We start from the raw sequence: 25,318 nt of genomic DNA, 5'->3' as shown, positions 1-25,318 counted from the left end.
TATGGCTGCGCCAACAGCATCCGGATACATTGAACACCATTTACAAAACCTTTCTTTAGCTAAGTTTGGTCTTGTAGAGGAGACAAGTTTCTGGAACGTACATATAGACAGTCTGTTTTTTTCGGTGTTGACAGGGATGTTATTCCTTTGGGTTTTTCGCTCAGTCGCTAAGAAAGCAACAGTAGGTGTACCTGGTAAGCTTCAGTGTTTTGTTGAAATGGTAGTGGAATTCGTTGGCGACAACGTTAAAGAAACTTTCCATGGTCGCAACCCTCTGATTGCCCCACTAGCACTGACTATATTCTGCTGGATTATCATTATGAACTTGATGGACTTAGTGCCTATCGATTTCTTACCATATCCTGCAGAGCATTGGCTAGGTATCCCTTACTTGAAAGTGGTTCCTACAGCTGATGTAAATATAACCATGGCAATGGCTTTGGGTGTTTTTGCTCTGATGATCTACTACAGCATCAAAGTGAAAGGCCTAGGCGGATTTGCTAAAGAATTGGCACTGCATCCATTTAATCACCCAATCATGATCCCATTTAACTTGGTACTTGAGGTAATTTCGTTATTAGCGAAGCCACTATCTCTAGGTATGCGTTTATTTGGTAATATGTTTGCGGGTGAGGTGGTGTTTATTCTTATCGCGGCAATGCTACCGTGGTACTTACAATGGGTAGGTGCACTACCTTGGGCTATCTTCCATATCTTAGTTATATTGATTCAAGCGTTTGTTTTCATGATGTTGACAATCGTTTACTTATCAATGGCTCATGAAGATAGTGATCACTAAAAAATTTTTAAGCTTTATTCTAACTATTAATGTTAATCGGAGAACGTAAATGGAAACTGTACTAAGTTTTTCAGCAATCGCTGTTGCTATTATTGTTGGTCTTTGTGCCGTAGGTACTGCAATTGGTTTTGCTATTCTTGGTGGTAAATTCCTAGAAGGCGCTGCGCGTCAACCTGAAATGGCTCCAATGCTACAAGTTAAGATGTTCATCATCGCTGGTCTACTGGATGCTGTTCCAATGATCGGTATCGTAATCGCACTACTATTCACGTTTGCTAACCCATTTGTTGGTCAACTAGCAGGCTAATTAACTCTTTAATAGTTAATTAAATTTTTGTAGTTGATTCTTAACGAGGGGTAGCTGTTGTGAATATGAACGCAACTCTGCTAGGTCAAGCAATTGCTTTTTCACTGTTTGTTTGGTTCTGCATGAAATATGTATGGCCACCAATCATGCAAGCAATTGAAGAACGTCAGAAAAAAATTGCTGACGGTCTTGTAGCCGCTGAACGCGCTGCTAAAGACTTGAACCTGGCACAAGCCAACGCTTCTGAGCAAATGAAAGAAGCAAAGCGCACTGCAACTGAGGTTATTGATCAGGCAAACAAACGTAAAGCTCAAATTATTGATGAAGCACGCGAAGAAGCTCAGGCAGAACGCCAGAAAATCTTAGCGCAAGCTGAAGCAGAAATTGAAGCAGAGCGTACACGTGCCCGTGATGACCTGCGCAAACAAGTCGCAACTCTGGCTATAGCTGGTGCTGAGAAAATCCTTGAGCGTACAATCGATAAAGATGTACACGATGATCTTCTTAACAACATTACTGCAAAACTTTAAAGCAAGGGGCTGTATATGTCTGATTTGACTACAATCGCACGCCCCTATGCTAAAGCAGCGTTTGACTTTGCGGTAGATAAAGGTGAGCTAGACCAATGGGGTCAAATGCTTACTTTTGCTGCCGAAGTGGCACAAAATGATGATGTTCACAATTTATTAAGCGGTTCTATGACTGCTGAAAAATTAGCTGAAGTATTCATTGTAATTTGTGGCGAACAATTTGATGAATTCGGCCAGAACTTAATTAAAGTGATGGCAGAGAATGGCCGCTTAATGGCTTTTCCTGATGTTTGTAAAGAGTTCTTTATACTCAAAAAAGAGTATGAGAAAGAGATCGACGTTGAAGTTACTTCAGCTGTTGAACTTTCTGAAGAACAACGCACAAGCATTATCAGCAAATTGGAACTGCGCCTTGCGCGCAAAGTTCAGCTGAATTGCAGTATAGATGAGACTCTACTTAGTGGAGTTATTATTCGAGCCGGAGACCTAGTCATCGATAACTCAGCGCGCAGTCGTTTAGACCGCCTGAGCGATGCATTGCAGTCTTAATGGGGATTGGAGCATGCAACTTAATTCCACTGAAATTAGCGATCTAATTAAACAACGTATTGAATCTTTCGACGTTGTTAGTGAAGCTCGCAATGAAGGTACTATCGTTTCTGTAAGCGATGGCATCCTTAGCATCCACGGCCTAGCGGACGTGATGCAAGGTGAAATGATCGAACTACCGGGTGGCCGTTACGCTCTAGCACTGAACTTGAACCGTGATTCGGTTGGTGCTGTTGTAATGGGCCCGTATGCTGACCTACAGGAAGGCATGAAAGTTACAGGTACTGGTCGTATTCTAGAAGTACCAGTAGGTCCTGAAATGCTTGGTCGTGTTGTAAACACGCTAGGTGAGCCAATTGATGGTAAAGGTCCAATCGAAGCTAAATTGACTTCGCCTGTAGAAATTATCGCACCAGGTGTAATCGACCGTAAATCGGTAGATCAACCTGTTCAAACTGGTTACAAGTCTGTTGACTCAATGATCCCTATCGGTCGTGGTCAACGTGAACTAGTAATCGGTGACCGTCAGACTGGTAAAACAGCAATGGCGATCGATGCGATTATTAACCAAAAAGATTCTGGTATTTTCTCTATCTACGTAGCTATCGGCCAAAAAGCGTCGACTATTGCTAACGTAGTTCGCAAACTAGAAGAGCACGGCGCACTAGCAAACACTGTTGTTGTTGTTGCATCGGCTTCTGAATCTGCAGCGCTGCAATACCTTGCACCGTATGCTGGTTGTGCGATGGGCGAATACTTCCGTGATCGCGGTGAAGATGCACTGATTGTTTATGATGATCTATCTAAGCAAGCTGTCGCTTACCGTCAGATCTCACTACTGCTTAAGCGTCCACCAGGTCGTGAAGCGTTCCCTGGTGATGTTTTCTACCTTCACTCTCGTCTACTAGAGCGTGCTGCTCGTGTAAGCGAACACTACGTAGAAGAATTCACTAAAGGCGAAGTGAAAGGCAAGACGGGTTCTTTAACTGCTCTTCCTATCATCGAAACGCAAGCTGGTGACGTATCTGCATTCGTACCGACGAACGTAATCTCGATTACCGATGGTCAGATCTTCCTACAAACTGAGCTATTCAACGCGGGCGTACGTCCAGCTGTTGACCCTGGTATCTCAGTTTCTCGTGTAGGTGGTTCGGCGCAGACTAAAATCATCAAGAAGCTATCTGGCGGTATCCGTACTGCTCTAGCTCAATACCGTGAACTTGCAGCATTTGCTCAGTTCTCTTCGGATCTTGATGAAGCGACTAAGAAGCAGCTAGACCATGGTCAAAAAGTTACAGAACTGATGAAGCAGAAGCAATACGCTCCTATGTCTGTATTTGACCAAGCTCTAGTAATCTTCGCTGCAGAGCGTGGATACCTTCAAGACGTTGAACTTTCTAAAGTTCTAGACTTTGAAGCTGCTTTACTGTCGTTTGCTCGTGGTCAATATGCCGATCTAGCAACACAGATCGACACAACGGGTGCTTTCAATAAAGAAATCGAAGCTGAGCTGAAGAAGCTTGTTGACGATTTCAAGGCAACCCAGACCTGGTAATTGGTAGGTGGTCTTAGGGCCACCTCATACCATTAACGGAGAGTAACGATGGCCGGCGCAAAAGAGATACGTAATAAAATCGGTAGTGTTAAAAGCACACAGAAGATTACGAAAGCAATGGAAATGGTAGCAGCTTCAAAAATGCGTCGTTCTCAAGACGCAATGGAAGCTACTCGTCCATATGCAGAAACAATGCGTAAAGTGATCGGTCATTTGGCTAATGGTAGCCTCGAGTATAAGCATCCTTATCTTGAGGAACGTGAAGCCAAACGTGTTGGTTACATCATCGTTTCTACAGACCGTGGTCTTTGTGGTGGTTTGAACATTAACTTGTTCAAAAAAGCCATGAACGACATGAAAGATTGGTCTGAGAAAGGTGCTGACGTTGAACTTGCAATTGTAGGTTCAAAAGCGACAGCATTTTTCAACAACAGCGGCGCGAAAGTAGCAGCTCAAGTTTCTGGTCTGGGCGATCGCCCAAGCCTTGAAGACTTGATTGGCTCTGTAAGCGTTATGCTGAAGAAATATGATGAAGGCGAATTGGATCGCCTGTTCGTAGTGTTCAACAAGTTTGAAAACACTATGGTACAAGAACCAACGATCGATCAATTACTTCCTTTGCCTAAATCAGACAGCGAAGACATGAAACGCGATCATGCTTGGGACTACATTTATGAGCCTGAGCCAAAACCACTACTAGATGCACTACTGGTTCGCTACGTCGAATCTCAAGTATATCAAGGTGTGGTCGAGAACCTTGCTTGTGAGCAAGCGGCTCGAATGATTGCTATGAAATCAGCAACAGATAACGCTGGTGACATTATTGATGACTTAGAACTTGTGTACAACAAAGCGCGTCAAGCGGCAATTACACAAGAACTTTCTGAGATCGTTTCAGGCGCAGCTGCGGTTTAAGCTTAGGTAAAACTAAATAGTTAGAGGATTAACGATGGCTACAGGTAAGATCGTACAGATCATCGGTGCGGTAGTCGACGTAGAGTTCCCACAGGGTGAAGTACCTCGTGTATACGACGCTCTGAATGTTAATGAAGTACAAGAACGTCTAGTTCTTGAAGTTCAGCAACAACTTGGCGGTGGCGTAGTTCGCGCAATCGTAATGGGTAGCTCTGATGGTTTACGTCGTGGTTTGACAGTTGAAAATACTGGCGCTCCAATCTCAGTACCAGTAGGTACTAAGACATTGGGTCGTATCATGAATGTCCTAGGTGACGCGATTGATGAGTGTGGCGAGATTGGTGCTGAAGAGCATTACGCCATTCACCGTGAAGCTCCAAGCTACGAAGAGCAGTCTAACGAGACAGCTCTTCTAGAAACTGGTGTTAAAGTAATCGACTTGATTTGTCCATTCGCTAAGGGTGGTAAAATCGGTCTATTCGGTGGTGCTGGTGTAGGTAAGACCGTTAACATGATGGAACTTATCAACAACATCGCACTTCAACACTCAGGCCTATCTGTATTTGCAGGTGTAGGTGAGCGTACTCGTGAAGGTAACGATTTCTACTTTGAGATGCAGGAAGCAGGTGTTGTAAACATCGAAAAACCTGAAGAATCAAAAGTAGCGATGGTTTACGGTCAGATGAACGAGCCACCAGGTAACCGTCTACGTGTTGCCCTGACTGGCCTAACAATGGCAGAGCGCTTCCGTGACGAAGGTCGTGACGTTCTACTGTTCGTTGATAACATCTACCGTTACACACTAGCAGGTACTGAAGTATCAGCACTTCTAGGTCGTATGCCTTCTGCGGTAGGTTACCAACCTACACTGGCTGAAGAAATGGGTGTTCTACAAGAGCGTATCACGTCAACTAAAGCTGGTTCTATCACGTCTGTACAGGCGGTATACGTACCTGCGGATGACTTGACTGACCCGTCTCCAGCAACAACGTTCGCTCACTTGGATGCAACGGTTGTACTTAACCGTAACATCGCATCTATGGGTCTATACCCTGCGATCGACCCGCTAGATTCTACTTCACGTCAACTGGATCCATTGGTAGTTGGACAAGAGCACTACGACATCGCTCGTGGCGTTCAGTCTACTCTTCAGCGCTATAAAGAGCTGAAAGATATCATTGCTATCCTAGGTATGGACGAGCTATCTGAAGAAGATAAGCAAGTTGTATCTCGTGCTCGTAAGATTGAGAAGTTCCTAACTCAGCCTTACCACGTAGCGGAAGTATTTACAGGTGACCCAGGCATTTACGTACCTCTTAAAGAGACTCTACGTGGCTTCCAAGGTCTTCTATCTGGTGAATACGATGACATTCCAGAGCAAGCGTTCATGTACTGTGGTGCAATTGACGAAGCTATCGAGAATGCTAAGAAGCTATAAGGCTAACTAGGAGGCGATATGGCAGCAATAACCTTTCACCTAGACGTTGTAAGTGCAGAGAAACAAATTTTCTCAGGCCTTGTTGAGACGTTTCAGGTGACCGGTAGTGAGGGTGAACTTGGTATTTTCCATGGTCACTGTCCACTGCTGACCGCTATCAAGCCTGGCATGGTGCGTATTGTTAAGCAGCACGGCCACGAAGAAATCATTTATGTTTCTGGTGGTATGGTAGAAGTTCAGCCTGGTACAGCAACTGTACTGGCTGATACAGCTATCCGTGGTGAAGAGCTAGACGCAGCAAAGGCGGAAGAAGCTAAGCGCAAGGCTGTGGAGAATATCCAAAATCAGCATGGCGACATAGACTTCGCACAAGCGGCCGGTGAACTGGCTAAAGCCATTGCTCAGTTACGAGTTATCGAACTGACAAAACAGCGTCGTTAATCTTTTTAAGATTACAGACTCTGAGATAAAGGCGACCTAAGGGTCGCCTTTTTGCATTTTTAGATTCTCAAAAATGCTTCTTTTACGTATCACTACCGGTTAAATGGTTATTGCGATTTAATTTTTTGCCCAAAAACGGTTACAATATCGGCTTAATAAAAATAACGTTGGATAGGTTTACAATGAAGTTTAGCGCGGTAATTCTCGCGGCGGGCAAAGGCACTCGCATGTATTCAAACACACCAAAGGTTCTGCACACACTTGCGGGTAAGCCAATGGTGAAACATGTTATCGATACATGTAATGGTCTAGGCGCTCAAAACATCAACCTGGTTTACGGCCACGGTGGTGATCAGATGAAGGCTACCTTAGCTGAAGAATCTGTAAACTGGGCACTGCAAGCTGAACAGCTCGGCACAGGTCACGCTGTGGATCAAGCATCTGCACATTTCGCTGATGATGAAAAAGTATTGGTGCTCTACGGTGATGTTCCACTAATCTCACCTGAAACCATTGAAAACCTATTAGACGCTCAACCAAACGGTGGCATCGCGCTACTTACTGTCGTGTTAGACAACCCGATGGGCTACGGACGTATTATTCGTCGTAATGGCCCTGTTGTGGCTATCGTTGAACAGAAAGATGCAACGGATGAGCAGAAGCTTATCAAAGAGATCAATACCGGCGTTATGGTGGCGACTGGTGGCGATCTGAAGCGCTGGTTGTCAGGTCTAAGCAACGACAACGCACAGGGTGAATATTACCTGACTGACGTTATCGCTGCGGCTCACGACGAAGGTCGTGCAGTTGAAGCGGTACACCCAGTAAGCCCAATTGAAGTGGAAGGCGTTAACGATCGTTCGCAACTGGCTCGCCTAGAGCGCGCTTACCAAGCTACGCAAGCCGATAAGCTATTGAAGCAAGGCGTGATGCTACGCGACCCAAGCCGCTTTGATCTGCGTGGTGAACTGCAGTGCGGTATGGACGTTGAGATTGATACTAACGTTATCATCGAAGGCAGCGTAAGCATTGGCGATAACGTGGTTATCGGCACTGGCTGCGTGCTGAAAGACTGTGAGATCGATGACAACACAGTTATTCGTCCATACAGCGTAATCGAAGGAGCGACTGTTGGTGAAGACTGTACGGTTGGTCCATTTACTCGCCTACGCCCTGGTGCAGACATGCGTAATAACTCGCACGTCGGTAACTTTGTTGAAGTGAAGAACACTCGCCTTGGTGAAGGTTCTAAAGCGAATCACCTAACGTACTTGGGCGATGCTGAAATTGGTCAGCGTGTAAACGTAGGGGCGGGTGCAATTACTTGTAATTATGATGGTGCGAATAAGTTTAAGACCATCATTGGCGACGACGTATTCGTTGGTTCAGACAGCCAATTAATCGCGCCTGTTACGATTGGTAATGGTGCGACGGTTGGTGCTGGCTCTACAGTGACGCGTGATGTGTTGGAAAATGAGCTGGTTATCAGCCGAGCTAAAGAGCGCAAGATCGCTGATTGGAAACGTCCGACTAAGAAAAAGTAGTCTCTTAACAAATAAGATGATTTAAATGAAAGTCAGTAGTACCGCTACTGGCTTTTTCTTATTTATCTAGATATAAAAAAAGAGCGAGTAATCTCGCTCTTTTTTGTTTTCGTTAACTTAGAAACTAGTCTTGTTTCTCGTCAGCGACTACTCGAGAGTTGTCAGGTGTCGCGAAGTGTTCAGAAAGCTCTTTGTTCGAAACAATATAGCCAACCCACAACGCACCCAAACAGATTACAACGGCAATACCCGTCGCGCTTAGTGCTTGGCTAGCCATTGCCGCGACCAATGCACTTGATAGGCCACTGATACTGATTTGCAGGCTGTTTTGTAGACCAGCAGCTGTTGCTGGGCTTTGTTTAGCGCTTGATAGAGCACGGTTTACTACGATTGGGTAAAGTGCGCCGTTTGCGACAGCAATCAAACAGAAAGGCGCAAGTAGAGGCCAGATTGACGTCAGTTCCCACTGTGATGCGATAAAGATAAGCATCGCCGCTACACTGAACAAACCGATAAGGTTTCTTAGTACAACGCCATCGCCATATTTCTTCACTGCTTGCTTACCGAAGTAACCACCCGCCATGAACGCGATTGTTTGTGGGATAAAGCTCAAACCGATGTCTTTTGCTTCATAACCTAGCTGAGCCATGATCTCTGGCATACCCGTTAGGTAAGCGAAGAACGCTGCAGATGCTGAAGCAAACATTAAGACATTACCCATGTAAGGCTTTGATTTAAGCAACATCTTGATGTCTGTCTTAATCGATGTCTGTTTTACTTCAGGCGCTTCTTTTGGTTGAGCCATTGTTGTCGCCACTAGCAGTGCACCCATCAAGGTCAACGTGATGAAGATACTGTGCCAGCCAAAGCTATCCGCCAGTAACACACCTAGCTGAGGTGCTAGTGCAGGAGATAGCGCAACCAAAGGCATGATGGTTGCAAAAATTTGCTGGCTACTGCTTTGCGAGTAACGCTTGATAACCATTGCTTGCCAGATTACCGCAGGAGCACATACGCCGATCGCTTGAATGAAGCGCAGTGTCAGTAGATGCCATACCTCGGTGCTGAATGCTAAGCCGAATGAAGCTGCAGTAAAGATAACAAGACCAACCGCCAGCGTATTACGGTGACCATACTTGTCACTCGCCAGACCCCAAAGAAGCTGACCCATTGCCATACCGCCAAGGAATACCGTTAAAGACAGGGCAATCTGCTCTGGGCCGGTTGCGAAATCAACTTCCATTGCCTTAAATGCAGGAAGGTACATATCGGTCGCAATAAAGCCAAGCATTGAAAGAACTGCAAGGTAGACCAATTGAAATTTAGAAATATTCATAAGATGCCATTAAGCTAAAGGTAGTGATGTTTTTATCATCAAAAAAATTGTTTGATATACAGAAGTGAAAGCCCCTGTTTATTTATGCTGACATTCTATTTTTCAGACCTGATAAAATAAAACGCTAAAATATGTGGTTATCAATCAAAAAATTTGAAGGCTTATGTTCTCTAAATCCTCTTTAGAAATGCTCGATACGGTAGCGCGCTTGGGCAGTTTTACCGCGGCGGCTGAGCAGTTGCACAAAGTGCCCTCGGCGATCAGTTATGGTGTCAGACAGGTCGAACAAGAACTGGATGTGCTGCTTTTCAGGCGTTTACCGAGAAAGGTTGAGCTCACTCCGGCAGGTGAACTGTTCATTGAAGAGGCGCGTGCACTACTGAGGCAAATGGAAGAGGTCAGTGCCCAGACTCGTCGAGCAGCTCGAGGTTGGAAGAAAACCTTGCGTCTGACGCTCGATAATGTGGTGAAGCTCGACAAGATGAAGCCGATGATTGAAGAGTTCTATCAAACCTTTGAGTTTGCCGAACTTCAGATCAACATGGAGGTATTCAACGGCTCATGGGAAGCGATTGCACAGGGCAGGGCGGATATCGTGATTGGCGCCACCTCAGCTGTGCCAGTTGGTGGCGATTTTGAAGTCAAAGACATGGGGCAATTAGATTGGGCATTTGTAATGTCGCCAAGTCACCCGTGTGTGCGCGAACAGAACCTCAATGAAGAGTTCGTGAGCCAATATCCAGCCATCTGCTTGGATGATACTTCTAGTGTACTGCCTAAGCGACACACAGGACACTTTTCGAATCAAAGGCGACTGTTGTTACCTAACTGGTATAGTGCGATTGAATGTCTAAAAAATGGCGTTGGTGTAGGTTACATGCCAAGGCACATTGCCGCGCCAATTATCGAACAAGGCCTGCTGGTGGAGAAAATACTGCCTGAACCGAGTCCGCAGAGTCATTGTTGTTTGGTATGGCGAAAAGACGATAACCATAAACTGATCGAATGGATGGTGAAGTACCTAGGATCGAGTGAGCAACTTCACCAAGATTGGTTGGATCATCGCAAGGCGATCTAATGATCTGTTTACAAGAAGATCCTTTTCAAGCTTGAGCTGAATCAGCACCAATAAAAAGAGCGAGTAAATACTCGCTCTTTTTTGATTCGGTCGTTAACTCTTAAGACAAGAAGAACTTGTAGGAAGGGTTATCAGTTTCATCTTTACACTGGTAGCCAAGTTCTTCTAAGTGTGTTGAGAACTGAGCCAAGTCATCGTCATCAAGTTCAAAGCCACACAATACGCGGCCGTAGTCGGCACCATGGTTACGGTAATTGAATAGGCTGATGTTCCAGTGGGTACCTAAGGTATCAAGGAATTTAATCAATGCACCTGGGTATTCTGGGAACTCAAAGCTGTATAGGCGTTCTTTCAGTGGCTTCGATGGTTTACCGCCAATCATGTAGCGAATGTGCAGTTTTGCCATCTCATCATCAGACAGATCGACAACTGGGTAGCCGCCCTCACGTAGGTCATTGATGATGTGTTCGAGTTCTTCTTGGCCACCTTGCAGGCGTACACCGACGAAGATGTTCGCTAGGCTGTCATCGTTATGACGGTAGTTAAACTCAGTCACAGCACGGCCGCCAATGATATTACAGAACTCTAGGAAGGCACCTTGTCGCTCAGGAATAGTAACCGCAAGTAGACCTTCGCGCTTTTCACCCAGCTCACAACGTTCAGACACATAGCGCAGACCATGGAAGTTGGTATTAGCACCAGAAAGTACAGTTGCCAGTTGTTTGCCTTGCAGTTGGTTCTGCTCTGCAAACTTCTTTAAACCAGCCAGAGCAAGCGCACCAGAAGGCTCGGCAATCGCACGAGTGTCTTCAAAGATGTCTTTCACCGCAGAGCATATCTCATCGCTAGAGACTGCAATGTGACCGTCAATGTATTGTTGGCAAAGACGGAATGTCTCTTCACCAATGCGTTTAACCGCAACACCATCAGCAAACATACTGACCTGATCCAGTACCACAGGTTCACCGGCATCGAGGGCCGCTTTTAAGCAAGACGAATCTTCTGGTTCTACTGCAATGACTTTAATCTCTGGCATCAGCTGTTTTACTAATACAGCAACACCCGCAGCTAAGCCACCACCACCAACCGGCACAAAGATGTAATCCATATGACCATTCTGCTGCAGCATCTCCATACCCATCGTGCCTTGTCCTGCAATCACCAGTGGGTGATCGAAAGGCGGCACAAAGGTAAAGCCATGTTCAGCAGAAAGACGCTCGGCTTCTGCCTTGGCTTCATCAAAGTTGCTGCCGTGCAGAACCACGTTACCGCCAAAGCCACGTACCGCATCAACCTTGATGTCTGGCGTGGTTTTTGGCATCACAATCGTAGTCTGAATGCCCAGCTTAGAGCCAGACAGCGCCATACCTTGAGCATGATTACCCGCCGATGCAGCAATCACACCTGCGGCTTTTTGCTGCTCAGAAAGGCTTGATACCATGTTGTAGGCGCCGCGTAGCTTGAACGAGTGCACCGGCTGACGGTCTTCTCGCTTAAGCTGAACCTGATTACCAATGCGCGCGCTTAAACGCGGCATATCCTGTAGAGGTGTTACGATTGCCGCTTCGTAAACCGGCGCTCTCAGGATCTGACGCAGGTAATCTGCGCCAGTTTGTTTCTGGGGACTGGAGGTGTCATCACTCATAGTTAGCCCTCAAGTTTAGACTTATCACGTACTGCGCCTTTGTCGGCACTAGTCGCCATGCTTGCGTAAGCCTTCAGTGCGAAAGACACTTCACGCTGGCGGTTTTCTGGTTTCCAGCCTAGTGCATCTTGTTTAACGCGACGTGCTTCAAGTTCTGCTTCAGGCACATCAAGTGTGATTGAGCGGCTAGGGATGTCGATAGTGATGATATCGCCCGTGTTCACGAGACCAATCACACCGCCACTTGCAGCTTCTGGAGACGCGTGACCGATAGACAAACCTGATGTACCACCAGAGAAACGTCCGTCAGTTAGAAGAGCACAAGATTTACCTAGACCCATAGATTTTAGGTAAGTCGTTGGGTAGAGCATTTCTTGCATGCCCGGACCACCTTTAGGACCTTCGTAACGAATAACAACCACTTCACCTGCTTTTACTTTACCCGCTAAGATGCCGTCTACTGCCGTATCTTGGCTTTCGAATACGATTGCAGGGCCTTGGAATTTAAGGTTTTCTTCATCAACACCCGCGGTCTTAACGATACAACCATCAACCGCGATGTTACCTGAAAGTACCGCTAGACCACCTTCTTGGCTGAATGCGTTCTCTTTGGTACGGATACAACCATCGACGCGGTCATCATCAAGGCGATCCCAACGACAATCTTGTGAGAAGGCTTTGGTAGTACGAATGCCAGCAGGGCCAGCGCGGAAGAACTTAAGCACGGCTTCATCTTCTGTTTGCATGATGTCGTATTGAGCTAGCTGCTCTTGCATGCTTAGGCCAAGTACAGTGCGTGTTTGGTTGTTCAGTAGACCTGCACGATCAAGCTCACCTAGGATAGCCATTACACCACCAGCGCGGTGAACGTCTTCCATGTGGTACTTAGGTGTTGAAGGCGCAACTTTACATAGGTGTGGAACACGGCGAGACATCTCGTCGATATCACCCATATCAAAATCAATCTCACCTTCTTGAGCTGCCGCTAAAAGGTGAAGTACTGTGTTACTTGAACCGCCCATCGCGATATCTAGCGCCATTGCATTATCAAAGGCTGCGCGGTTAGCGATGTTGCGTGGCAGTGCTGATTCGTCGTCTTGCTCGTAGTAACGCTTAGTTAGGTCAACGATACGTTTACCTGCATTGATGAACAGCTCTTCACGGTCTGCGTGGGTTGCTAGCATAGAACCGTTACCTGGCTGAGATAGACCAAGCGCTTCTGTTAGACAGTTCATTGAGTTCGCTGTGAACATACCTGAACATGAACCACATGTCGGACACGCAGAACGTTCTACTTGCTCACTTTGCTCATCAGAAATCGTTGGATCGGCACCTTGAATCATTGCATCAACAAGGTCTAACTTGATGATTTGATCGGAAAGCTTGGTTTTACCTGCTTCCATTGGGCCGCCTGATACAAAGATCACTGGGATGTTAAGGCGCATTGCAGCCATCATCATTCCCGGAGTGATTTTGTCACAGTTAGAGATACATACCATCGCATCCGCACAGTGAGCATTCACCATGTACTCTACTGAGTCTGCGATAAGCTCACGTGATGGCAGTGAGTACAGCATGCCACCGTGACCCATTGCGATACCATCATCAACTGCGATGGTGTTGAATTCTTTAGCGATACCGCCTGCTTTCTCGATTTCACCTGCTACCAATTGACCCATATCTTTAAGGTGAACGTGGCCTGGTACGAATTGAGTGAAAGAGTTTACAACTGCGATGATTGGCTTACCGAAGTCATCATCTTTAACGCCAGTTGCACGCCATAAAGCGCGCGCACCAGCCATGTTGCGTCCGTGGGTAGTCGTTGCTGAACGATAGATTGGCATTGCTTAAATCCTTATAAAATATTTGGCTGTTGCTTACTTAGTTGTTTGCGTTTGGTTTTCTGAAGTTTGGTCTGCTGGGTAGACGTAGTCTAACCAGCCCCACTTATCTTCAGTGGTTCCATTGAATAGACCAAAGTAAGCCGCTTGAACTTTTTCAGTGATAGGACCGCGTTTGCCTTCACCTACTGTAATTTTGTCTACACTGCGAACCGGAACGATCTCTGCAGCTGTGCCTGTCATGAATACTTCATCGGCAAGGTATAGCGCTTCACGAGCAATGTTCTCTTCACGGATTTCGTAACCCATGTCTTTTGCTAGTGTCATGATTGAATCACGGGTGATGCCCGGTAGAATCGCGCTGGTTGCTGGTGGCGTTGATAACACACCATTACGAATCACAAAGATGTTCTCGCCTGCACCTTCTGAAAGGTAACCATCGACGCTCAGTGCGATACCTTCATCGTAACCATGACGACGAGCTTCACCACCAACCAGTAATGAAGATAGGTAGTTACCACCGGCTTTCGCAGCGGTAGGGATAGTATTTGGAGCGGCACGATTCCAGCTTGAGATCATTGCGTCTACGCCATTCTCTAGCGCTTCTTCACCTAGGTAAGAACCCCAAGGGAAAGCAGCGATGATAAGTTCCATCTCAGTGTTTTCTGGAGGGCATACGCCCAAACCTACGTTACCAACAAAGCCGAGAGGGCGGATGTACGCTGACTCTAGCTTATTTTGACGTAGCGTTTCGCGAGTCGCTTCCATAATTTCTTCCTCAGTGTAAGGAATAGGGAAGCGGTAGATTTTTGCTGAGTCTTTTAGGCGCTTAGCGTGCTCAGGGTGACGGAAAATAACCGGACCCTTTGGTGTGTTGTAGCAACGAACACCTTCAAATACGGAAGTACCGTAGTGCATTGCGTGAGTCAGGACGTGAACGTTCGCCTCTGCCCAAGGAACCATCTCACCGTTAAACCAAATATAGTCTGCCGTTTTAGCTGTCATGTTTGTGGTTCCTTATGCGTTTATCTTTTGTTGTAAGTTGTTGTTTGGCAATTCATTACGACTGATAGAGATAACGTCAACGGTACGCACATCCCACAGCTTTTCGATTTGATTGACTAAGAAAGAGATCGGACGGTCACTGTCTACAATGATCTCAACACTCGCCACTTTGCTTTCGTGGTTTTGAGTGCCCGCTACTTGCTTAACAATAAAGCCACGGTGGCGGATAACACGAAGAACACGCTCTAGTAGTACAGGCTTATCATCGGCTTTGATGTCTAATAGGTATCTTTTCATGTTATGTGTTCTCCAACATCTCACTGTTTGAAGCACCTGGCGGTACTAGTGGCCATACGTTCTCTTCTTCATCAATAAGAACATGAAGTAGGTAAGCGGTTTTGCTTTCTAGCATCTCTTTCAGTGCTGGCTCTACTTCTTCTTTGCGCGTGATGGTTTTACCCGGGATATCGAAGGCTTTCGCTAGCATCACGAAGTCTGGGTTGTCATCTAGGATGGTTTCACTGTGGCGGCCATCGAAGAACAACGATTGCCATTGGCGAACCATACCCAAGCGAGAGTTATTAAGCAGTACCATCTTCACTGGGATCTGACGACGCTTCAATGTGCCAAGCTCTTGCACGTTCATCATGAACGAGCCATCACCAGAGATTAGAATAGATTGGTCATCAGGACGCCCAACCGAAGCACCCATTGCAGCTGGCAAGCCAAAGCCCATGGTGCCTAAACCGGCAGAGGTAATGAAGTTCTGTGGATCGCGAGGCTGAATGTGCTGAGCTGCCCACATTTGGTGTTGGCCCACATCAGTCGATACGATAGAGCTTGCTGGCATCATGTCTGACAGTTGCTTCAACAGCAGTGGAGCAAAAATCAGATCACCAGGGTGGTCGTAACGCCATTTGAATGAGCTACGAAGACCTTCAGAGTGATGAACCCAAGAGGAGATGTCTTGGCTTAGCTCTAGTTGAGGCATGATCTTGTTGATGTCACCGCGAATTGGCGCATTGGCAAGACGCAGTTTGCTGAACTCAGCGGCATCGATATCGATATGGATAACCTTAGCATGCGGCGCAAAGGTATCGAGTTTGCCAGTTACTCGGTCATCAAAACGAGCACCGACAACAATCAACAGGTCACTCTCTTGAACCACAAGGTTAGCGGCTTTAGTGCCGTGCATACCCAGCATGCCAAGGTAGTGTGGGTCGTCACGTTCGATAGTGCCCAAGCCTTTCAGTGTGCTTACTGCTGGCATTGGGTTTAGGCGTAAAAACTCACGAACCGCATCGGTTGCTTTAGCAAGTTGAACACCACCACCTACGTATAAAACAGGACGGGTCGCTTGAGACAAAAAGTACTGTGCCTGTTCAATGGCATCAGTTGTCGCAACAGGAATTGCGGGTGGAGTAAATTCAGGAAGAGCATTAACAGGTGCTTCTGCTAGTTGAACGTCTTTAGCGATATCGACGATAACCGGGCCAGGGCGGCCAGACTTTGCTACCACAAACGCTTCAGCGAGGGTTGGAGCTAGCTCTTCAATATCAGTTACTAGGTAGCTGTGTTTAGTACATGACAGAGACATACCAATCACATCCATTTCTTGGAATGCATCGGTACCAATGTGGGAACTTGCAACCTGACCTGTGATAGCAACCAATGGGATTGAATCCATAAAGGCATCAGCAAGGCCAGTGACTAGGTTGGTTGCACCTGGTCCCGAGGTTGCCATACAAACAGCGACATCTTGTGTTGCTCTAGCCATGCCGATCGCGGCCATAGCGGCGCCTTGCTCATGGCGACATAGGATATGTTCAACCCCGCCGTCATAGAGTGCATCGTAGATTGGCATGATGGCACCACCGGGGTAACCAAATACGGTCTCAATTCCTTGTTGCTTGAGTGCGGATACGACTAGTTCTGCGCCTTTCATCGGAATTCTCCCGTATTACCTTTATTTTGGTAACTGTTTCCTTTGTCTCTGCACATCTTGTGCTCCCATTCTTCCTGTAAATCGGCAAAGCCGAAAATGCTCAAAAATATAAAAATCGAATGTTTAAATTAGAAAAAACCCCCGGACTTGTCAGTGCGGGGGTTTTTTCTAATTCGTGGTTACTTTCTTCCCACTCGCCCCCGCGCAGTCTTAATAATGACTACGATAATCAGGTTAATCAGTGCGTAAATGCGAGCGTTAAAAATCATAATATTCGAGTTTTCTCGTTTATTGTCTTCAGTAAATGTCTACATCTCTAGTGTTATCACACAAATCTGCCGCATGACAAGGGAAATGTCATTCTTTTTTCACATTAAAATACCATTCCACCAAGCTATATAACAACCTTATCGCTTTGGTGAGCAACGAATATCCAGAGCGAATACTTTTAAATCAAAGACAAAGGAAAGTTATGGGACTCGCGATAATTCATAGCCGAGCTAGTGTGGGTGTAGAGGCGCCAGAAGTGACCGTTGAGGTGCATATAAGCAACGGAATGCCTGGCTTCACGCTGGTGGGTCTACCTGAAACAACGGTCAAGGAATCTAAAGATCGAGTGAGAAGCGCGATCATCAATTCTCGCTTTGAGTTTCCATCGAAAAGAATCACGGTCAATCTCGCCCCAGCCGATTTGCCCAAAGAAGGTGGCCGTTTTGACCTGCCCATCGCGCTTGGGATTTTGGTGGCGTCAGATCAGCTTCCGACATCAAAAATAGCTCAACATGAATTTATCGGTGAGTTGGCATTGTCAGGAGAACTTCGCTCGGTAAAGGGCGTTTTGCCTGCGACGTTAGCCGCCGACAGTGTAGAGCGATGCTTAGTTGTCCCACATCATAACGGTGATCAGGCTGCGCTGGTGGGCAAGGGAGCGCATAAATCTGCACAAACCTTGTTGGAGGTTTGTGCTGACATGTGTGGACAGGCTCAGCTTGGGCTATATAGAACGGAACATCATCAGGCTGATGTTTCAGTGCTTCGCGACCTACAAGATATTATCGGCCAACAACAAGGAAAGCGAGCTCTAGAGATAGCCGCTGCTGGGAATCATAACTTATTGTTTCTTGGCCCACCCGGAACCGGAAAAACTATGCTCGCTTCTCGACTGCGTGACCTATTACCTGAAATGAGTGATGACGAAGCGATGGAAACCGCGTCGGTGGCCTCGTTAACGCAACAAGAAATCAATCAATACAACTGGAAGCAACGACCTTTTCGCTCTCCTCACCATTCCAGTTCAATGGCGGCATTAGTGGGTGGTGGTTCGGTGCCTCGCCCCGGAGAGATCTCTTTAGCGCATAACGGCTTATTGTTCTTAGATGAGATGCCGGAGTTTGAGCGCAAGGTGCTTGATTCATTACGAGAGCCACTAGAGTCGGGCGAGATCATTATCTCCCGTGCTGCGGGCAAGACTCGTTTTCCTGCGCGTTTTCAATTGGTCGGTGCACTTAACCCAAGTCCAACGGGTTATTACGAAGGTAACCAGGCGCGCGCCAACCCACAGATCATCCTGCGTTACCTCAATCGCTTATCTGGGCCCTTGCTGGATAGGTTCGATATGTCATTGGAGATACCTCTGTTGCCAAAAGGAATGTTGGCCGAAGGCGGTGATCGCGGTGAAACCACTCAAGTAGTTAAGCAAAGGGTTAGGCAGGCGCGAGAGTTAATGCTATCTCGCAACCATAAATCGAATGCACTGTTAGGTAGCCGAGAAATTGAGAAGTATTGCCCACTGCGACGCGAAGATGCAGAGTTTCTTGAGACAGCACTACATCGCTTGGGTTTATCGATTCGTGCTTATCATCGAATTATTAAGGTGGCACGAACCATTGCCGACCTTGACGGTAACGAGCAGATCGAAAAGAAACATCTATCAGAAGCGCTAGGCTATCGCGCGATGGATCGCTTGCTGAAACAACTCACGGCTCAAGCTGTCTAGCAAGCAGAAAAAGCCTGCTTAGATGCAGGCTTTCGTTGGATTGCAGTTCATACTCGCTAAGGTTAGAACTTGTAGTTCAAGCCAACTGAAACTATATATTGAGACTCGTCGTAGAAGGTAATGTTCGAGTCGCTGGTGCCGTAGCCTGCCAGTGAAATAAACGACCAGTTTTCCCAATCCATGAATTGATCATACTCATAGGCGGCGAATAGGTTGATATTGTCGTCGCTGCGTTTCTTGTCGTAGATCGGGTTGCTCGCATCGTAAGAGCGTTGGTTGTAACCCGCTGTTAGTGCGTACTTGTGACGCCCCATGCCACCAAACAAGCTTACCTCACCACCGAATTGGTCGTAAGATTCAGCTTTACCATCAGCATCACGTGTTTGATAGATGACGGATGGAATAAGCATCATGGTACGACTAAGTGGCAGGCGATATTGACCTTTCAAGTAGAGAGTATTGGCATCTCGTTTGAGCTCTTGATCTTGAATATCATCCTTGTCGACATCTTTGGTCGCATAGGCCATGTCTAGCGAGAAAGCTGAGCCCGCAATGTTGCTTAGCTTCAAACGAAACGCATTGCCAGTTTCATCGGTCTTGGTGCGAGCTGATGTGGTGTTGTATGGATCAGCCCAAGTTTCACCAGACATAATGGTTGGCAGCAGTGAAGCGTCGATCACCATGCCTGACTCAAGTTGGTATTTGTAACCGACTTCGAGAACTACAGTACCTGTTGCTACATCATCTCGCGCGGTACCTGTGTATACCTGATGGTTTAGCTTTTCACCAAAGGTATAAGCAACACTACCTAAAGGAGCAACCAGAAAAGAGCTTTCCGAAGAAGCCTTCTGATCTGTGGATGAAAGATTGCTATCAGCATCGGTATTAAAGTTCGAGGTGGAAGAGGTAACCCCGGTATTGAGAGAGATTTCACCACTGAAACCTTGTTGGTCTGCAAGCTTGGCAAAAGCGGGAGAAGCCGCAACGCTCAATGCCAAGAGAGTTATTTTTATTTTCATTCAAGGGCTCCTTGCCCACCGGTTCTTAGGACGGGTTATTAATAGCAGTAAAGCTTTAAACTTCCAGGTTAATTATTTATCAATAATGATTTTTGAACTAGCAAAAAAAAGGAAGCCGAAGCTTCCTTTCATCAATGGCTTACTTCTTTAATAAGAAGTTCACGAGCTCGAAGTACTCATCAAGAGAGTTGATACCTTGAGCTTCTACTAGGTAGCGGTTGTTAACCACAACAGCGGGTACACCTGAAAGGCCGCTGTCTTTGAATGCTTTGTCGAAGCGACGAACCATAGAATCTACAGCAAAGCCGTTATACGCAGCATCGAATTTCTTCGCATCAACGCCTTCGTCTAGGAAGATTTGACGCAGTTCTTCTTCATCACGTGGTGGCTTGTTCATTGTGTGGATGCGGTTAAACATCACTGGCACCATTTTATCTTCAACTTTCAGTGCAATCATTGTCGCGTAAGCTTTGCTCATTGGCAGACCCATGTTGCCACCCATGAATGAAACATGGTTCTTCTGTAGCTTAGCGTCTTTAGGTAGCTGTTGTTTTAGCTGCTGGATGATTGGCTCAAAGCTATTACAGTGTGGGCAGTAAAAAGAGAAGAACTCTGTCACCATTGGTTTTTTGGATGCTTCTAGGTCGAGAACTTTGTAGTGTTCACCTTCGTTAAATTTCGCAGCGTGAGCGGTAAGGCTCAACATGATCAATGAGAAAAATGCGAATAGCTTTTTCATTTATCCAATCTCCATTATGTTTGAATTTTTATCTAGTTGTATGTTGCGATTGCTGTTACCACTGAGGCATTAACGAAAGTGGTGGCTCTTGCAGGGTAGCAATTTGCTCTTTACAAGCAAGTACTTGTTGCTCCCAATATTTCGGATCATTAAACCACGGGAAGGCCAGAGGAAACGCAGGATCGTGCCATCGTTTCGCCAACCATGCCATGTAATGCACCATACGTAGACCGCGTAGTGGTTCGATTAGTTTCAGTTGTGCGGTATTAAAATCGCAAAACTCTTGGTAACTCTCTAGCAAAATATCCAGTTGCATCAGCTTATCTTGGCGCTCGCCATTGAGCAGCATCCACAGATCTTGTATCGCAGGGCCGTTACGTGCGTCATCAAGATCGACGAACATTGGCCCATCGCGCCACAAAATATTGCCAGGGTGGCAGTCACCGTGCAGGCGGATATTCTCAATGTTGCTCGGCCACTGGCTCTCTAGCTCTTTGATCAGAAGGTCAACGTCATTGAAGAAGGCATTTTCTAGGTGCGTCGGGATAAACTGAGAGTTCTCTAGAATCTTACGTGGCTGATAAAGGTATTCATCTAAGCTGATGGTCGGGCGATGCTGGAATGTTCTTCCCGCGCTGGCTTTATGAATACGACCAAGAAAGCGTCCTACGCCTTCCAATTGATCTAGATTGTCAACTTCATACTGTCTGCCGCCAACACTTTCAAATAGTGCAAATAGGTAGCCTTGGTATTCATGTAAGGTTGCACCGTTGATTCGCATTGGAGGCGCAACCGGCATCTCTTGCTCGATAAGCTCGAGTGCGAAGTCATGCTCTTCTTGGATCTGTGCCTTGTTCCAGCGTTGCGGACGATAAAACTTAACGACGTAGCGCTTACGGTCTTCATCGGTGAATTGATACACCCGGTTTTCGTAGCTGTTGAGAGCGAGAAGCCCGGATTCAGCACGAACTCCAATGCTCTCCAGTGCGTACCACATGAAGTCAGGAGTCAGGTTATCAAAGTTAAAGGCTTGCATCGTCATAGAATAAAAAAGGCTCATTACTGAGCCTTTTTCCATTTATTGGGTTGTTATACCAAGCACTACGGTGCGGGTATCAGAGCTTCTTGATAAAGCGGCTTTCGACTTCCATCGTAAACTCTTCATTATCCGAGAGTATAAACTGAATTGTCGAAACTGGTGAGCTCAGTTTTTCTGGGTCGGCGCCCAAACTGATAGGTAGGTTCAAAACCTCGCCTGGATCGACAGTAATCGTCTGTTTACCATACCAGATAGAATCGGGCAGTCCGCTAACATCGAGTTTGTATTCTTGCTCTTGTTGAGTCTTGTTGATCACTTTCAAGGTGTAGGTGTTTTCAACCAACCCTTGGTTATTGACTCTAAACAGTTGGTTTCGGTCACGCAGAACACTTAGGCCGGCAGGATCAACGCTCGCGATTTGGGCGAAGAACAAGCCCAGCATCACGATCAAGATAGCGCCATAGCCCAACAGCTTGGGACGCATTACCTTGGTCGAGTGACCTTCAAGTCTGTGCTCGGTGGTGTAATTGATCAGGCCTTTCTCATAGCCCATACGCTCCATCGTGTTGTCACAGGCATCAATACACGCGCCGCAGTTAATACACTCGTATTGCAGGCCGTCACGGATATCGATACCCGTAGGGCACACTTGTACACACAGATTACAGTCAATACAGTCGCCTAGACCAAGCTCTTTTGGATCGGCTTTACGAGAGCGAGGGCCACGGCTTTCACCACGTTCTGTGTTGTAACCAACGATGAAGGTGTCTTTATCGAACATTGCCGACTGGAAACGCGCGTAAGGACACATGTGCAGACAAACAATTGAACGCATCCAACCCGCATTGGCATAAGTACATCCAGCAAAGAACAGTACCCAAAACACCGGCCAGAAAGACGAGTTAAAAGTAAAGAAGCCAACCACTAACTCTTTGATTGGGATGAAGTAACCAACAAAGGTTAAGCCCGTCGCAATGGCAATCGCCCACCACGCAATGTGTTTGAGGGTTTTTCTGAGGATTAAATTGCTCGTCAGTTTGCCCGAGTCTTGTTTTCTTCGCTTATTGGCAGCGCCTTCTAGCTTCTCTTCGAACCAGATATACATGAAGGTCCAGACGGTTTGTGGGCATAAATAGCCACACCAGACACGGCCTAAGAAGGTGGTTATGAAAAACAGGCCAAACGCGGCAATCATAAATAGGATCGCGAGTAGGGTCAGATCTTGCGGGTATAAGGTGGTGCCAAAGAAGTTGAACTGTTGGCTGCCGATATCGAGCAAGATCGCTTGACGTTCACCAAAGGGAATCCATGGGATAAGCGCAAAAAGTAAAAGTAAGAACCAACCGCCATAGCGACGCAGTTGTTGGAATTTACCTTTGCTTTCTCGAACATAGATTCGGTTACTTGGGTTAAATCGATCTCCATTACCTTTATGTGTTTTCGGGTTAAAGGTTTTAGGAGTCACATCTTTGATATCGATTTTATCCTGACTCATGGACTATCCTTTTTGTGGCTTGTTTGCCCGGTTAAGTCGGGCATGACGACATTACTTGAAAGTATGGTTTAGAGAACCTGTTGAAATTGAGCTTGGTGCATTTGTTGTTATCGCACTCACTCTTATTATTTTAGAAGATTCTTATGGATGGCGATTATAGCGACAATCTTGTTCTCATTTCTTTAACGCTATCAACCTTTAACAACAAAAGTCATAACAGTTGTGACGAAAAAATAGCGAACAGAAACAAAAAAGCGACCTGGTGGTCGCTTTTTAAAATTGAGTGTTTTATCTATACGGCAATTGAGCTCTAAACTAACGGGCGACTAAAGAAGGCCACGTGCTTTTAGAATTGCGGTTTTGAAATCATCTTCTTGGTCTTTTTTCAGGCCCGGGATCATCTCATCTTTTTCGCTGTTGCGCATTTTTAGGTGATAGATAAGAACATCGTCAGTCAGTTCTTCAAGCTTGCCTTGGTAGCCCGCTTCTTTTGATAGCTTAATGATGAACTCTAATAGGTTAAGCTCTTGATCTTTCTGCCACTCAGGCTCCATCAGTTCAAGCAGTTCTTCAATGCGGTGACACTTCATACTTTATTTCTCCACAAATTTTATAATGATTTGTGGCTAAGGTATCAAATCGGGTAGGGAATACCAATGTGTAAACACATTTCAAGATGGGAGCGGGCAAGAAAAAAGCGCAGTAAAAACTGCGCTTTTTGTTAAGCGGCTTTAATCACTTTCGTTGTAGTCGGTGCTAATAAAGCAGTCTTTTCAACTAGAGTCATTGTAGGAGCCAATTTCTTAGCCGTTGGAGCAGCAACAAAGCCACTACGACGACGCATCGCACTACGGTTGGTGTGCGAGAACCTGACAGCTGTTGGGCGCATTAATTTACCTAACGGTCAGGCATATCCATTGCCAATCTAATGGCCTGATTTACCATGAGCTCCACCTCAATTGCTTGAAGCGTCACTCGTCTGGCTTTCGCCAATCCGAAGAATAAATCAGGATAATGATATGCATGCATATCAAGGCTTAGATTATCACTATCTAAGTTATCGATCGACGCCTGAGTGATAAATAGACGATATTAGAGCTAAAATAGTGTGAGCAGTATATTTGAGTTTGAACCTCTTTCAGGCTTAAGATGATGCTTTAAAGGAGGTGCATATGTCGTTCTTAAAGAAAACGTTAGCAAGTTTTGGAATTGGATCTGCCAAGGTGGATTCTGTATTGCAACAGGAAGTGCTTTATCCAGGCAAGAAGGCGAGCATTATTGTGCATGTCTATGGTGGCGCTCAGCCACAAGAGATCGACAATATCGATCTCAACTTGTGCTGTCGTTACGTCAAAGAAATTACTATGAATTCGCAAAGGCAAGAGGGCGGTCAAACACGTCGAATGCACCAGACATACTCGTTGGCCAAATGGAGCCTGCCGTATGCCTTTGTTATTCAGCCGGGTGAAACCCGTGATTTTGAATGTGAGTTTGATGTCCCGCTGAACACACCTGTCACGATTGGTGATTCAAAGGTGTGGCTAGAAACCGGGCTCGATATTGCGATGGCGATTGATCCATCGGATAAAGACATCTTAACGGTGCGCCCTGACGCACTCCTCGATGGTATTTTTAACGAGCTTGAAGCTCAAGGGCTGCGTATTCGCCAAGTGGAGTGTGAAGCGGTAGAAGGCTTTGAACTGCCATTTGTACAAGAGTTCGAGTTTGTTCCTACCACTGGTCCATATCATGGCCGTTGGCGTGAGCTTGAGGTTGTAGCTCATCGTGATGAAACTGAGCTTAAGTTGTGGTTTGAGATAGACCGTAATCGCGATGGTGCAAAAGGCATGTTGGCGAGCTTGTTAGGCATTGGCCAACTGCAGCGTCAATTGAGTGTGCCATTGGATACGTCACCACAAGATGCGGGCAAGATGGTACTTGAGTATCTAGACAACGCATCTTAGTTAGCTCTTTGGTTCTGTAGCTTTAGAGACCTTAGCTTCATCACACCGTTTAGGCGTTATTAATGTCATAAAAGATGTCATAAAAATTTAAGCTTACACGTGTAAGCTTAATGTGCAATACTAGGCAAATCGAACATT

24 protein-coding genes are annotated in these 25,318 nt (G+C 46.2%); 12 read left to right on the top strand and 12 right to left on the bottom strand.

Annotated features, from left to right (window positions below):
- Position 1: 1 nt before the first annotated feature.
- The 9 genes from atpB to glmU all read left to right on the top strand — a co-directional run bounded on the left by atpB (position 2) and on the right by glmU (position 8,078).
- Entirely contained in the window at positions 2–799 is a 798-nt protein-coding gene (gene atpB, locus AB4486_RS08460; protein WP_009848124.1) for a F0F1 ATP synthase subunit A, read from the top strand.
- Positions 800–848: 49 nt separating this feature from the next.
- Complete coding sequence (gene atpE, locus AB4486_RS08455) at positions 849–1,106, top strand: F0F1 ATP synthase subunit C (protein WP_004411110.1); 258 nt, start codon at positions 849–851, stop codon at positions 1,104–1,106.
- A gap of 59 nt (positions 1,107–1,165) precedes the next feature.
- On the top strand, positions 1,166–1,636 hold the full coding sequence (gene atpF / locus AB4486_RS08450) for a F0F1 ATP synthase subunit B (protein ID WP_010433231.1): 471 nt from the start codon (positions 1,166–1,168) through the stop codon (positions 1,634–1,636).
- A 15-nt stretch (positions 1,637–1,651) separates the two neighbouring features.
- Positions 1,652–2,185 carry a F0F1 ATP synthase subunit delta gene (atpH, locus tag AB4486_RS08445; protein WP_010433233.1) on the top strand — a complete coding sequence of 178 codons (534 nt, stop codon included), beginning with the start codon at positions 1,652–1,654 and terminating at the stop codon, positions 2,183–2,185.
- 13 nt (positions 2,186–2,198) lie between these two features.
- The gene (atpA, locus tag AB4486_RS08440) at positions 2,199–3,740 is read left to right on the top strand and encodes a F0F1 ATP synthase subunit alpha (protein ID WP_017063023.1); all 1,542 of its coding nucleotides are present in this window, start codon (positions 2,199–2,201) and stop codon (positions 3,738–3,740) included.
- A 48-nt stretch (positions 3,741–3,788) separates the two neighbouring features.
- The gene (atpG, locus tag AB4486_RS08435; RefSeq protein WP_017058793.1) at positions 3,789–4,655 is read left to right on the top strand and encodes a F0F1 ATP synthase subunit gamma; all 867 of its coding nucleotides are present in this window, start codon (positions 3,789–3,791) and stop codon (positions 4,653–4,655) included.
- A gap of 34 nt (positions 4,656–4,689) precedes the next feature.
- On the top strand, positions 4,690–6,093 hold the full coding sequence (atpD, locus tag AB4486_RS08430) for a F0F1 ATP synthase subunit beta (protein ID WP_017058792.1): 1,404 nt from the start codon (positions 4,690–4,692) through the stop codon (positions 6,091–6,093).
- Positions 6,094–6,111: 18 nt separating this feature from the next.
- Positions 6,112–6,534 carry a F0F1 ATP synthase subunit epsilon gene (locus tag AB4486_RS08425; protein WP_017058791.1) on the top strand — a complete coding sequence of 141 codons (423 nt, stop codon included), beginning with the start codon at positions 6,112–6,114 and terminating at the stop codon, positions 6,532–6,534.
- 182 nt (positions 6,535–6,716) lie between these two features.
- Entirely contained in the window at positions 6,717–8,078 is a 1,362-nt protein-coding gene (gene glmU, locus AB4486_RS08420) for a bifunctional UDP-N-acetylglucosamine diphosphorylase/glucosamine-1-phosphate N-acetyltransferase GlmU (RefSeq protein WP_372116951.1), read from the top strand.
- Between the two features lie 124 nt (positions 8,079–8,202).
- Here the strand turns inward: glmU and punC are convergent, their stop codons facing one another.
- Entirely contained in the window at positions 8,203–9,414 is a 1,212-nt protein-coding gene (gene punC / locus AB4486_RS08415; RefSeq protein ID WP_017063021.1) for a purine nucleoside transporter PunC, read from the bottom strand.
- Positions 9,415–9,577: 163 nt separating this feature from the next.
- On the opposite strand from punC, the gene punR reads away from it, so the two are divergent.
- A complete protein-coding gene (gene punR, locus AB4486_RS08410) occupies positions 9,578–10,492 on the top strand; it encodes a DNA-binding transcriptional activator PunR (protein WP_372116949.1) in 915 nt (304 codons plus the stop codon).
- 100 nt (positions 10,493–10,592) lie between these two features.
- On the opposite strand, the gene ilvA is transcribed toward punR, so the two are convergent.
- Genes ilvA through ilvG form a run of 5 tightly spaced genes read right to left on the bottom strand, consistent with a single transcriptional unit; the run spans position 10,593 to position 16,928 of the window.
- The gene (gene ilvA, locus AB4486_RS08405; RefSeq protein ID WP_372116948.1) at positions 10,593–12,137 is read right to left on the bottom strand and encodes a threonine ammonia-lyase, biosynthetic; all 1,545 of its coding nucleotides are present in this window, start codon (positions 12,135–12,137) and stop codon (positions 10,593–10,595) included.
- Between the two features lie 2 nt (positions 12,138–12,139).
- A complete protein-coding gene (ilvD, locus tag AB4486_RS08400) occupies positions 12,140–13,981 on the bottom strand; it encodes a dihydroxy-acid dehydratase (protein ID WP_048610861.1) in 1,842 nt (613 codons plus the stop codon).
- Between the two features lie 33 nt (positions 13,982–14,014).
- Positions 14,015–14,983 carry a branched-chain amino acid transaminase gene (locus AB4486_RS08395; RefSeq protein ID WP_372116946.1) on the bottom strand — a complete coding sequence of 323 codons (969 nt, stop codon included), beginning with the start codon at positions 14,981–14,983 and terminating at the stop codon, positions 14,015–14,017.
- Between the two features lie 12 nt (positions 14,984–14,995).
- Positions 14,996–15,280, bottom strand: a complete 285-nt coding sequence (ilvM, locus tag AB4486_RS08390) for an acetolactate synthase 2 small subunit (protein ID WP_017055442.1) — start codon at positions 15,278–15,280, stop codon at positions 14,996–14,998.
- Between the two features lies 1 nt (position 15,281).
- Entirely contained in the window at positions 15,282–16,928 is a 1,647-nt protein-coding gene (ilvG, locus tag AB4486_RS08385) for an acetolactate synthase 2 catalytic subunit (RefSeq protein WP_017058784.1), read from the bottom strand.
- 472 nt (positions 16,929–17,400) lie between these two features.
- On the opposite strand from ilvG, the gene AB4486_RS08380 reads away from it, so the two are divergent.
- On the top strand, positions 17,401–18,924 hold the full coding sequence (locus AB4486_RS08380) for a YifB family Mg chelatase-like AAA ATPase (RefSeq protein WP_017058783.1): 1,524 nt from the start codon (positions 17,401–17,403) through the stop codon (positions 18,922–18,924).
- A 62-nt stretch (positions 18,925–18,986) separates the two neighbouring features.
- On the opposite strand, the gene AB4486_RS08375 is transcribed toward AB4486_RS08380, so the two are convergent.
- The 6 genes from AB4486_RS08375 to AB4486_RS08350 all read right to left on the bottom strand — a co-directional run bounded on the left by AB4486_RS08375 (position 18,987) and on the right by AB4486_RS08350 (position 24,105).
- Complete coding sequence (locus AB4486_RS08375; protein WP_017066751.1) at positions 18,987–19,943, bottom strand: DUF2860 domain-containing protein; 957 nt, start codon at positions 19,941–19,943, stop codon at positions 18,987–18,989.
- A 139-nt stretch (positions 19,944–20,082) separates the two neighbouring features.
- Complete coding sequence (locus tag AB4486_RS08370; protein WP_017063015.1) at positions 20,083–20,682, bottom strand: thiol:disulfide interchange protein DsbA/DsbL; 600 nt, start codon at positions 20,680–20,682, stop codon at positions 20,083–20,085.
- Positions 20,683–20,737: 55 nt separating this feature from the next.
- Entirely contained in the window at positions 20,738–21,724 is a 987-nt protein-coding gene (locus tag AB4486_RS08365) for a serine/threonine protein kinase (RefSeq protein WP_017058781.1), read from the bottom strand.
- Positions 21,725–21,797: 73 nt separating this feature from the next.
- Positions 21,798–23,216 carry a cytochrome c oxidase accessory protein CcoG gene (gene ccoG, locus AB4486_RS08360; protein ID WP_065584151.1) on the bottom strand — a complete coding sequence of 473 codons (1,419 nt, stop codon included), beginning with the start codon at positions 23,214–23,216 and terminating at the stop codon, positions 21,798–21,800.
- 326 nt (positions 23,217–23,542) lie between these two features.
- Positions 23,543–23,806: a YihD family protein gene (locus tag AB4486_RS08355; RefSeq protein ID WP_009848104.1), complete on the bottom strand. Its 264-nt coding sequence runs from the start codon at positions 23,804–23,806 to the stop codon at positions 23,543–23,545.
- Between the two features lie 131 nt (positions 23,807–23,937).
- Positions 23,938–24,105: a hypothetical protein gene (locus tag AB4486_RS08350; RefSeq protein WP_004739323.1), complete on the bottom strand. Its 168-nt coding sequence runs from the start codon at positions 24,103–24,105 to the stop codon at positions 23,938–23,940.
- Between the two features lie 283 nt (positions 24,106–24,388).
- On the opposite strand from AB4486_RS08350, the gene AB4486_RS08345 reads away from it, so the two are divergent.
- On the top strand, positions 24,389–25,180 hold the full coding sequence (locus tag AB4486_RS08345) for a sporulation protein (protein WP_017058778.1): 792 nt from the start codon (positions 24,389–24,391) through the stop codon (positions 25,178–25,180).
- The last annotated feature ends 138 nt before the right edge of the window (positions 25,181–25,318 follow it).

It is taken from the genome of Vibrio sp. 10N.222.55.C6 (genome assembly GCF_041473395.1).
GTDB classification, from domain to species: domain Bacteria; phylum Pseudomonadota; class Gammaproteobacteria; order Enterobacterales; family Vibrionaceae; genus Vibrio; species Vibrio crassostreae_C.
This window is presented reverse-complemented; position numbering and strand designations above follow the sequence as displayed.

Bases quoted from the DNA above. Each gene is read 5' to 3' on its own strand.
- atpB (WP_009848124.1), top strand. From the start codon at position 2: ATGGCTGCGCCAACAGCATCCGGATACATTGAACACCATTTACAAAAC.
- atpE (WP_004411110.1), top strand. From the start codon at position 849: ATGGAAACTGTACTAAGTTTTTCAGCAATCGCTGTTGCTATTATTGTT.
- atpH (WP_010433233.1), top strand. From the start codon at position 1,652: ATGTCTGATTTGACTACAATCGCACGCCCCTATGCTAAAGCAGCGTTT.
- atpA (WP_017063023.1), top strand. From the start codon at position 2,199: ATGCAACTTAATTCCACTGAAATTAGCGATCTAATTAAACAACGTATT.
- atpG (WP_017058793.1), top strand. From the start codon at position 3,789: ATGGCCGGCGCAAAAGAGATACGTAATAAAATCGGTAGTGTTAAAAGC.
- atpD (WP_017058792.1), top strand. From the start codon at position 4,690: ATGGCTACAGGTAAGATCGTACAGATCATCGGTGCGGTAGTCGACGTA.
- AB4486_RS08425 (WP_017058791.1), top strand. From the start codon at position 6,112: ATGGCAGCAATAACCTTTCACCTAGACGTTGTAAGTGCAGAGAAACAA.
- glmU (WP_372116951.1), top strand. From the start codon at position 6,717: ATGAAGTTTAGCGCGGTAATTCTCGCGGCGGGCAAAGGCACTCGCATG.
- punC (WP_017063021.1), bottom strand. From the start codon at position 9,414: ATGAATATTTCTAAATTTCAATTGGTCTACCTTGCAGTTCTTTCAATG.
- punR (WP_372116949.1), top strand. From the start codon at position 9,578: ATGTTCTCTAAATCCTCTTTAGAAATGCTCGATACGGTAGCGCGCTTG.
- ilvA (WP_372116948.1), bottom strand. From the start codon at position 12,137: ATGAGTGATGACACCTCCAGTCCCCAGAAACAAACTGGCGCAGATTAC.
- ilvD (WP_048610861.1), bottom strand. From the start codon at position 13,981: ATGCCAATCTATCGTTCAGCAACGACTACCCACGGACGCAACATGGCT.
- AB4486_RS08395 (WP_372116946.1), bottom strand. From the start codon at position 14,983: ATGACAGCTAAAACGGCAGACTATATTTGGTTTAACGGTGAGATGGTT.
- ilvM (WP_017055442.1), bottom strand. From the start codon at position 15,280: ATGAAAAGATACCTATTAGACATCAAAGCCGATGATAAGCCTGTACTA.
- ilvG (WP_017058784.1), bottom strand. From the start codon at position 16,928: ATGAAAGGCGCAGAACTAGTCGTATCCGCACTCAAGCAACAAGGAATT.
- AB4486_RS08380 (WP_017058783.1), top strand. From the start codon at position 17,401: ATGGGACTCGCGATAATTCATAGCCGAGCTAGTGTGGGTGTAGAGGCG.
- AB4486_RS08375 (WP_017066751.1), bottom strand. From the start codon at position 19,943: ATGAAAATAAAAATAACTCTCTTGGCATTGAGCGTTGCGGCTTCTCCC.
- AB4486_RS08370 (WP_017063015.1), bottom strand. From the start codon at position 20,682: ATGAAAAAGCTATTCGCATTTTTCTCATTGATCATGTTGAGCCTTACC.
- AB4486_RS08365 (WP_017058781.1), bottom strand. From the start codon at position 21,724: ATGACGATGCAAGCCTTTAACTTTGATAACCTGACTCCTGACTTCATG.
- ccoG (WP_065584151.1), bottom strand. From the start codon at position 23,216: ATGAGTCAGGATAAAATCGATATCAAAGATGTGACTCCTAAAACCTTT.
- AB4486_RS08355 (WP_009848104.1), bottom strand. From the start codon at position 23,806: ATGAAGTGTCACCGCATTGAAGAACTGCTTGAACTGATGGAGCCTGAG.
- AB4486_RS08350 (WP_004739323.1), bottom strand. From the start codon at position 24,105: ATGCGCCCAACAGCTGTCAGGTTCTCGCACACCAACCGTAGTGCGATG.
- AB4486_RS08345 (WP_017058778.1), top strand. From the start codon at position 24,389: ATGTCGTTCTTAAAGAAAACGTTAGCAAGTTTTGGAATTGGATCTGCC.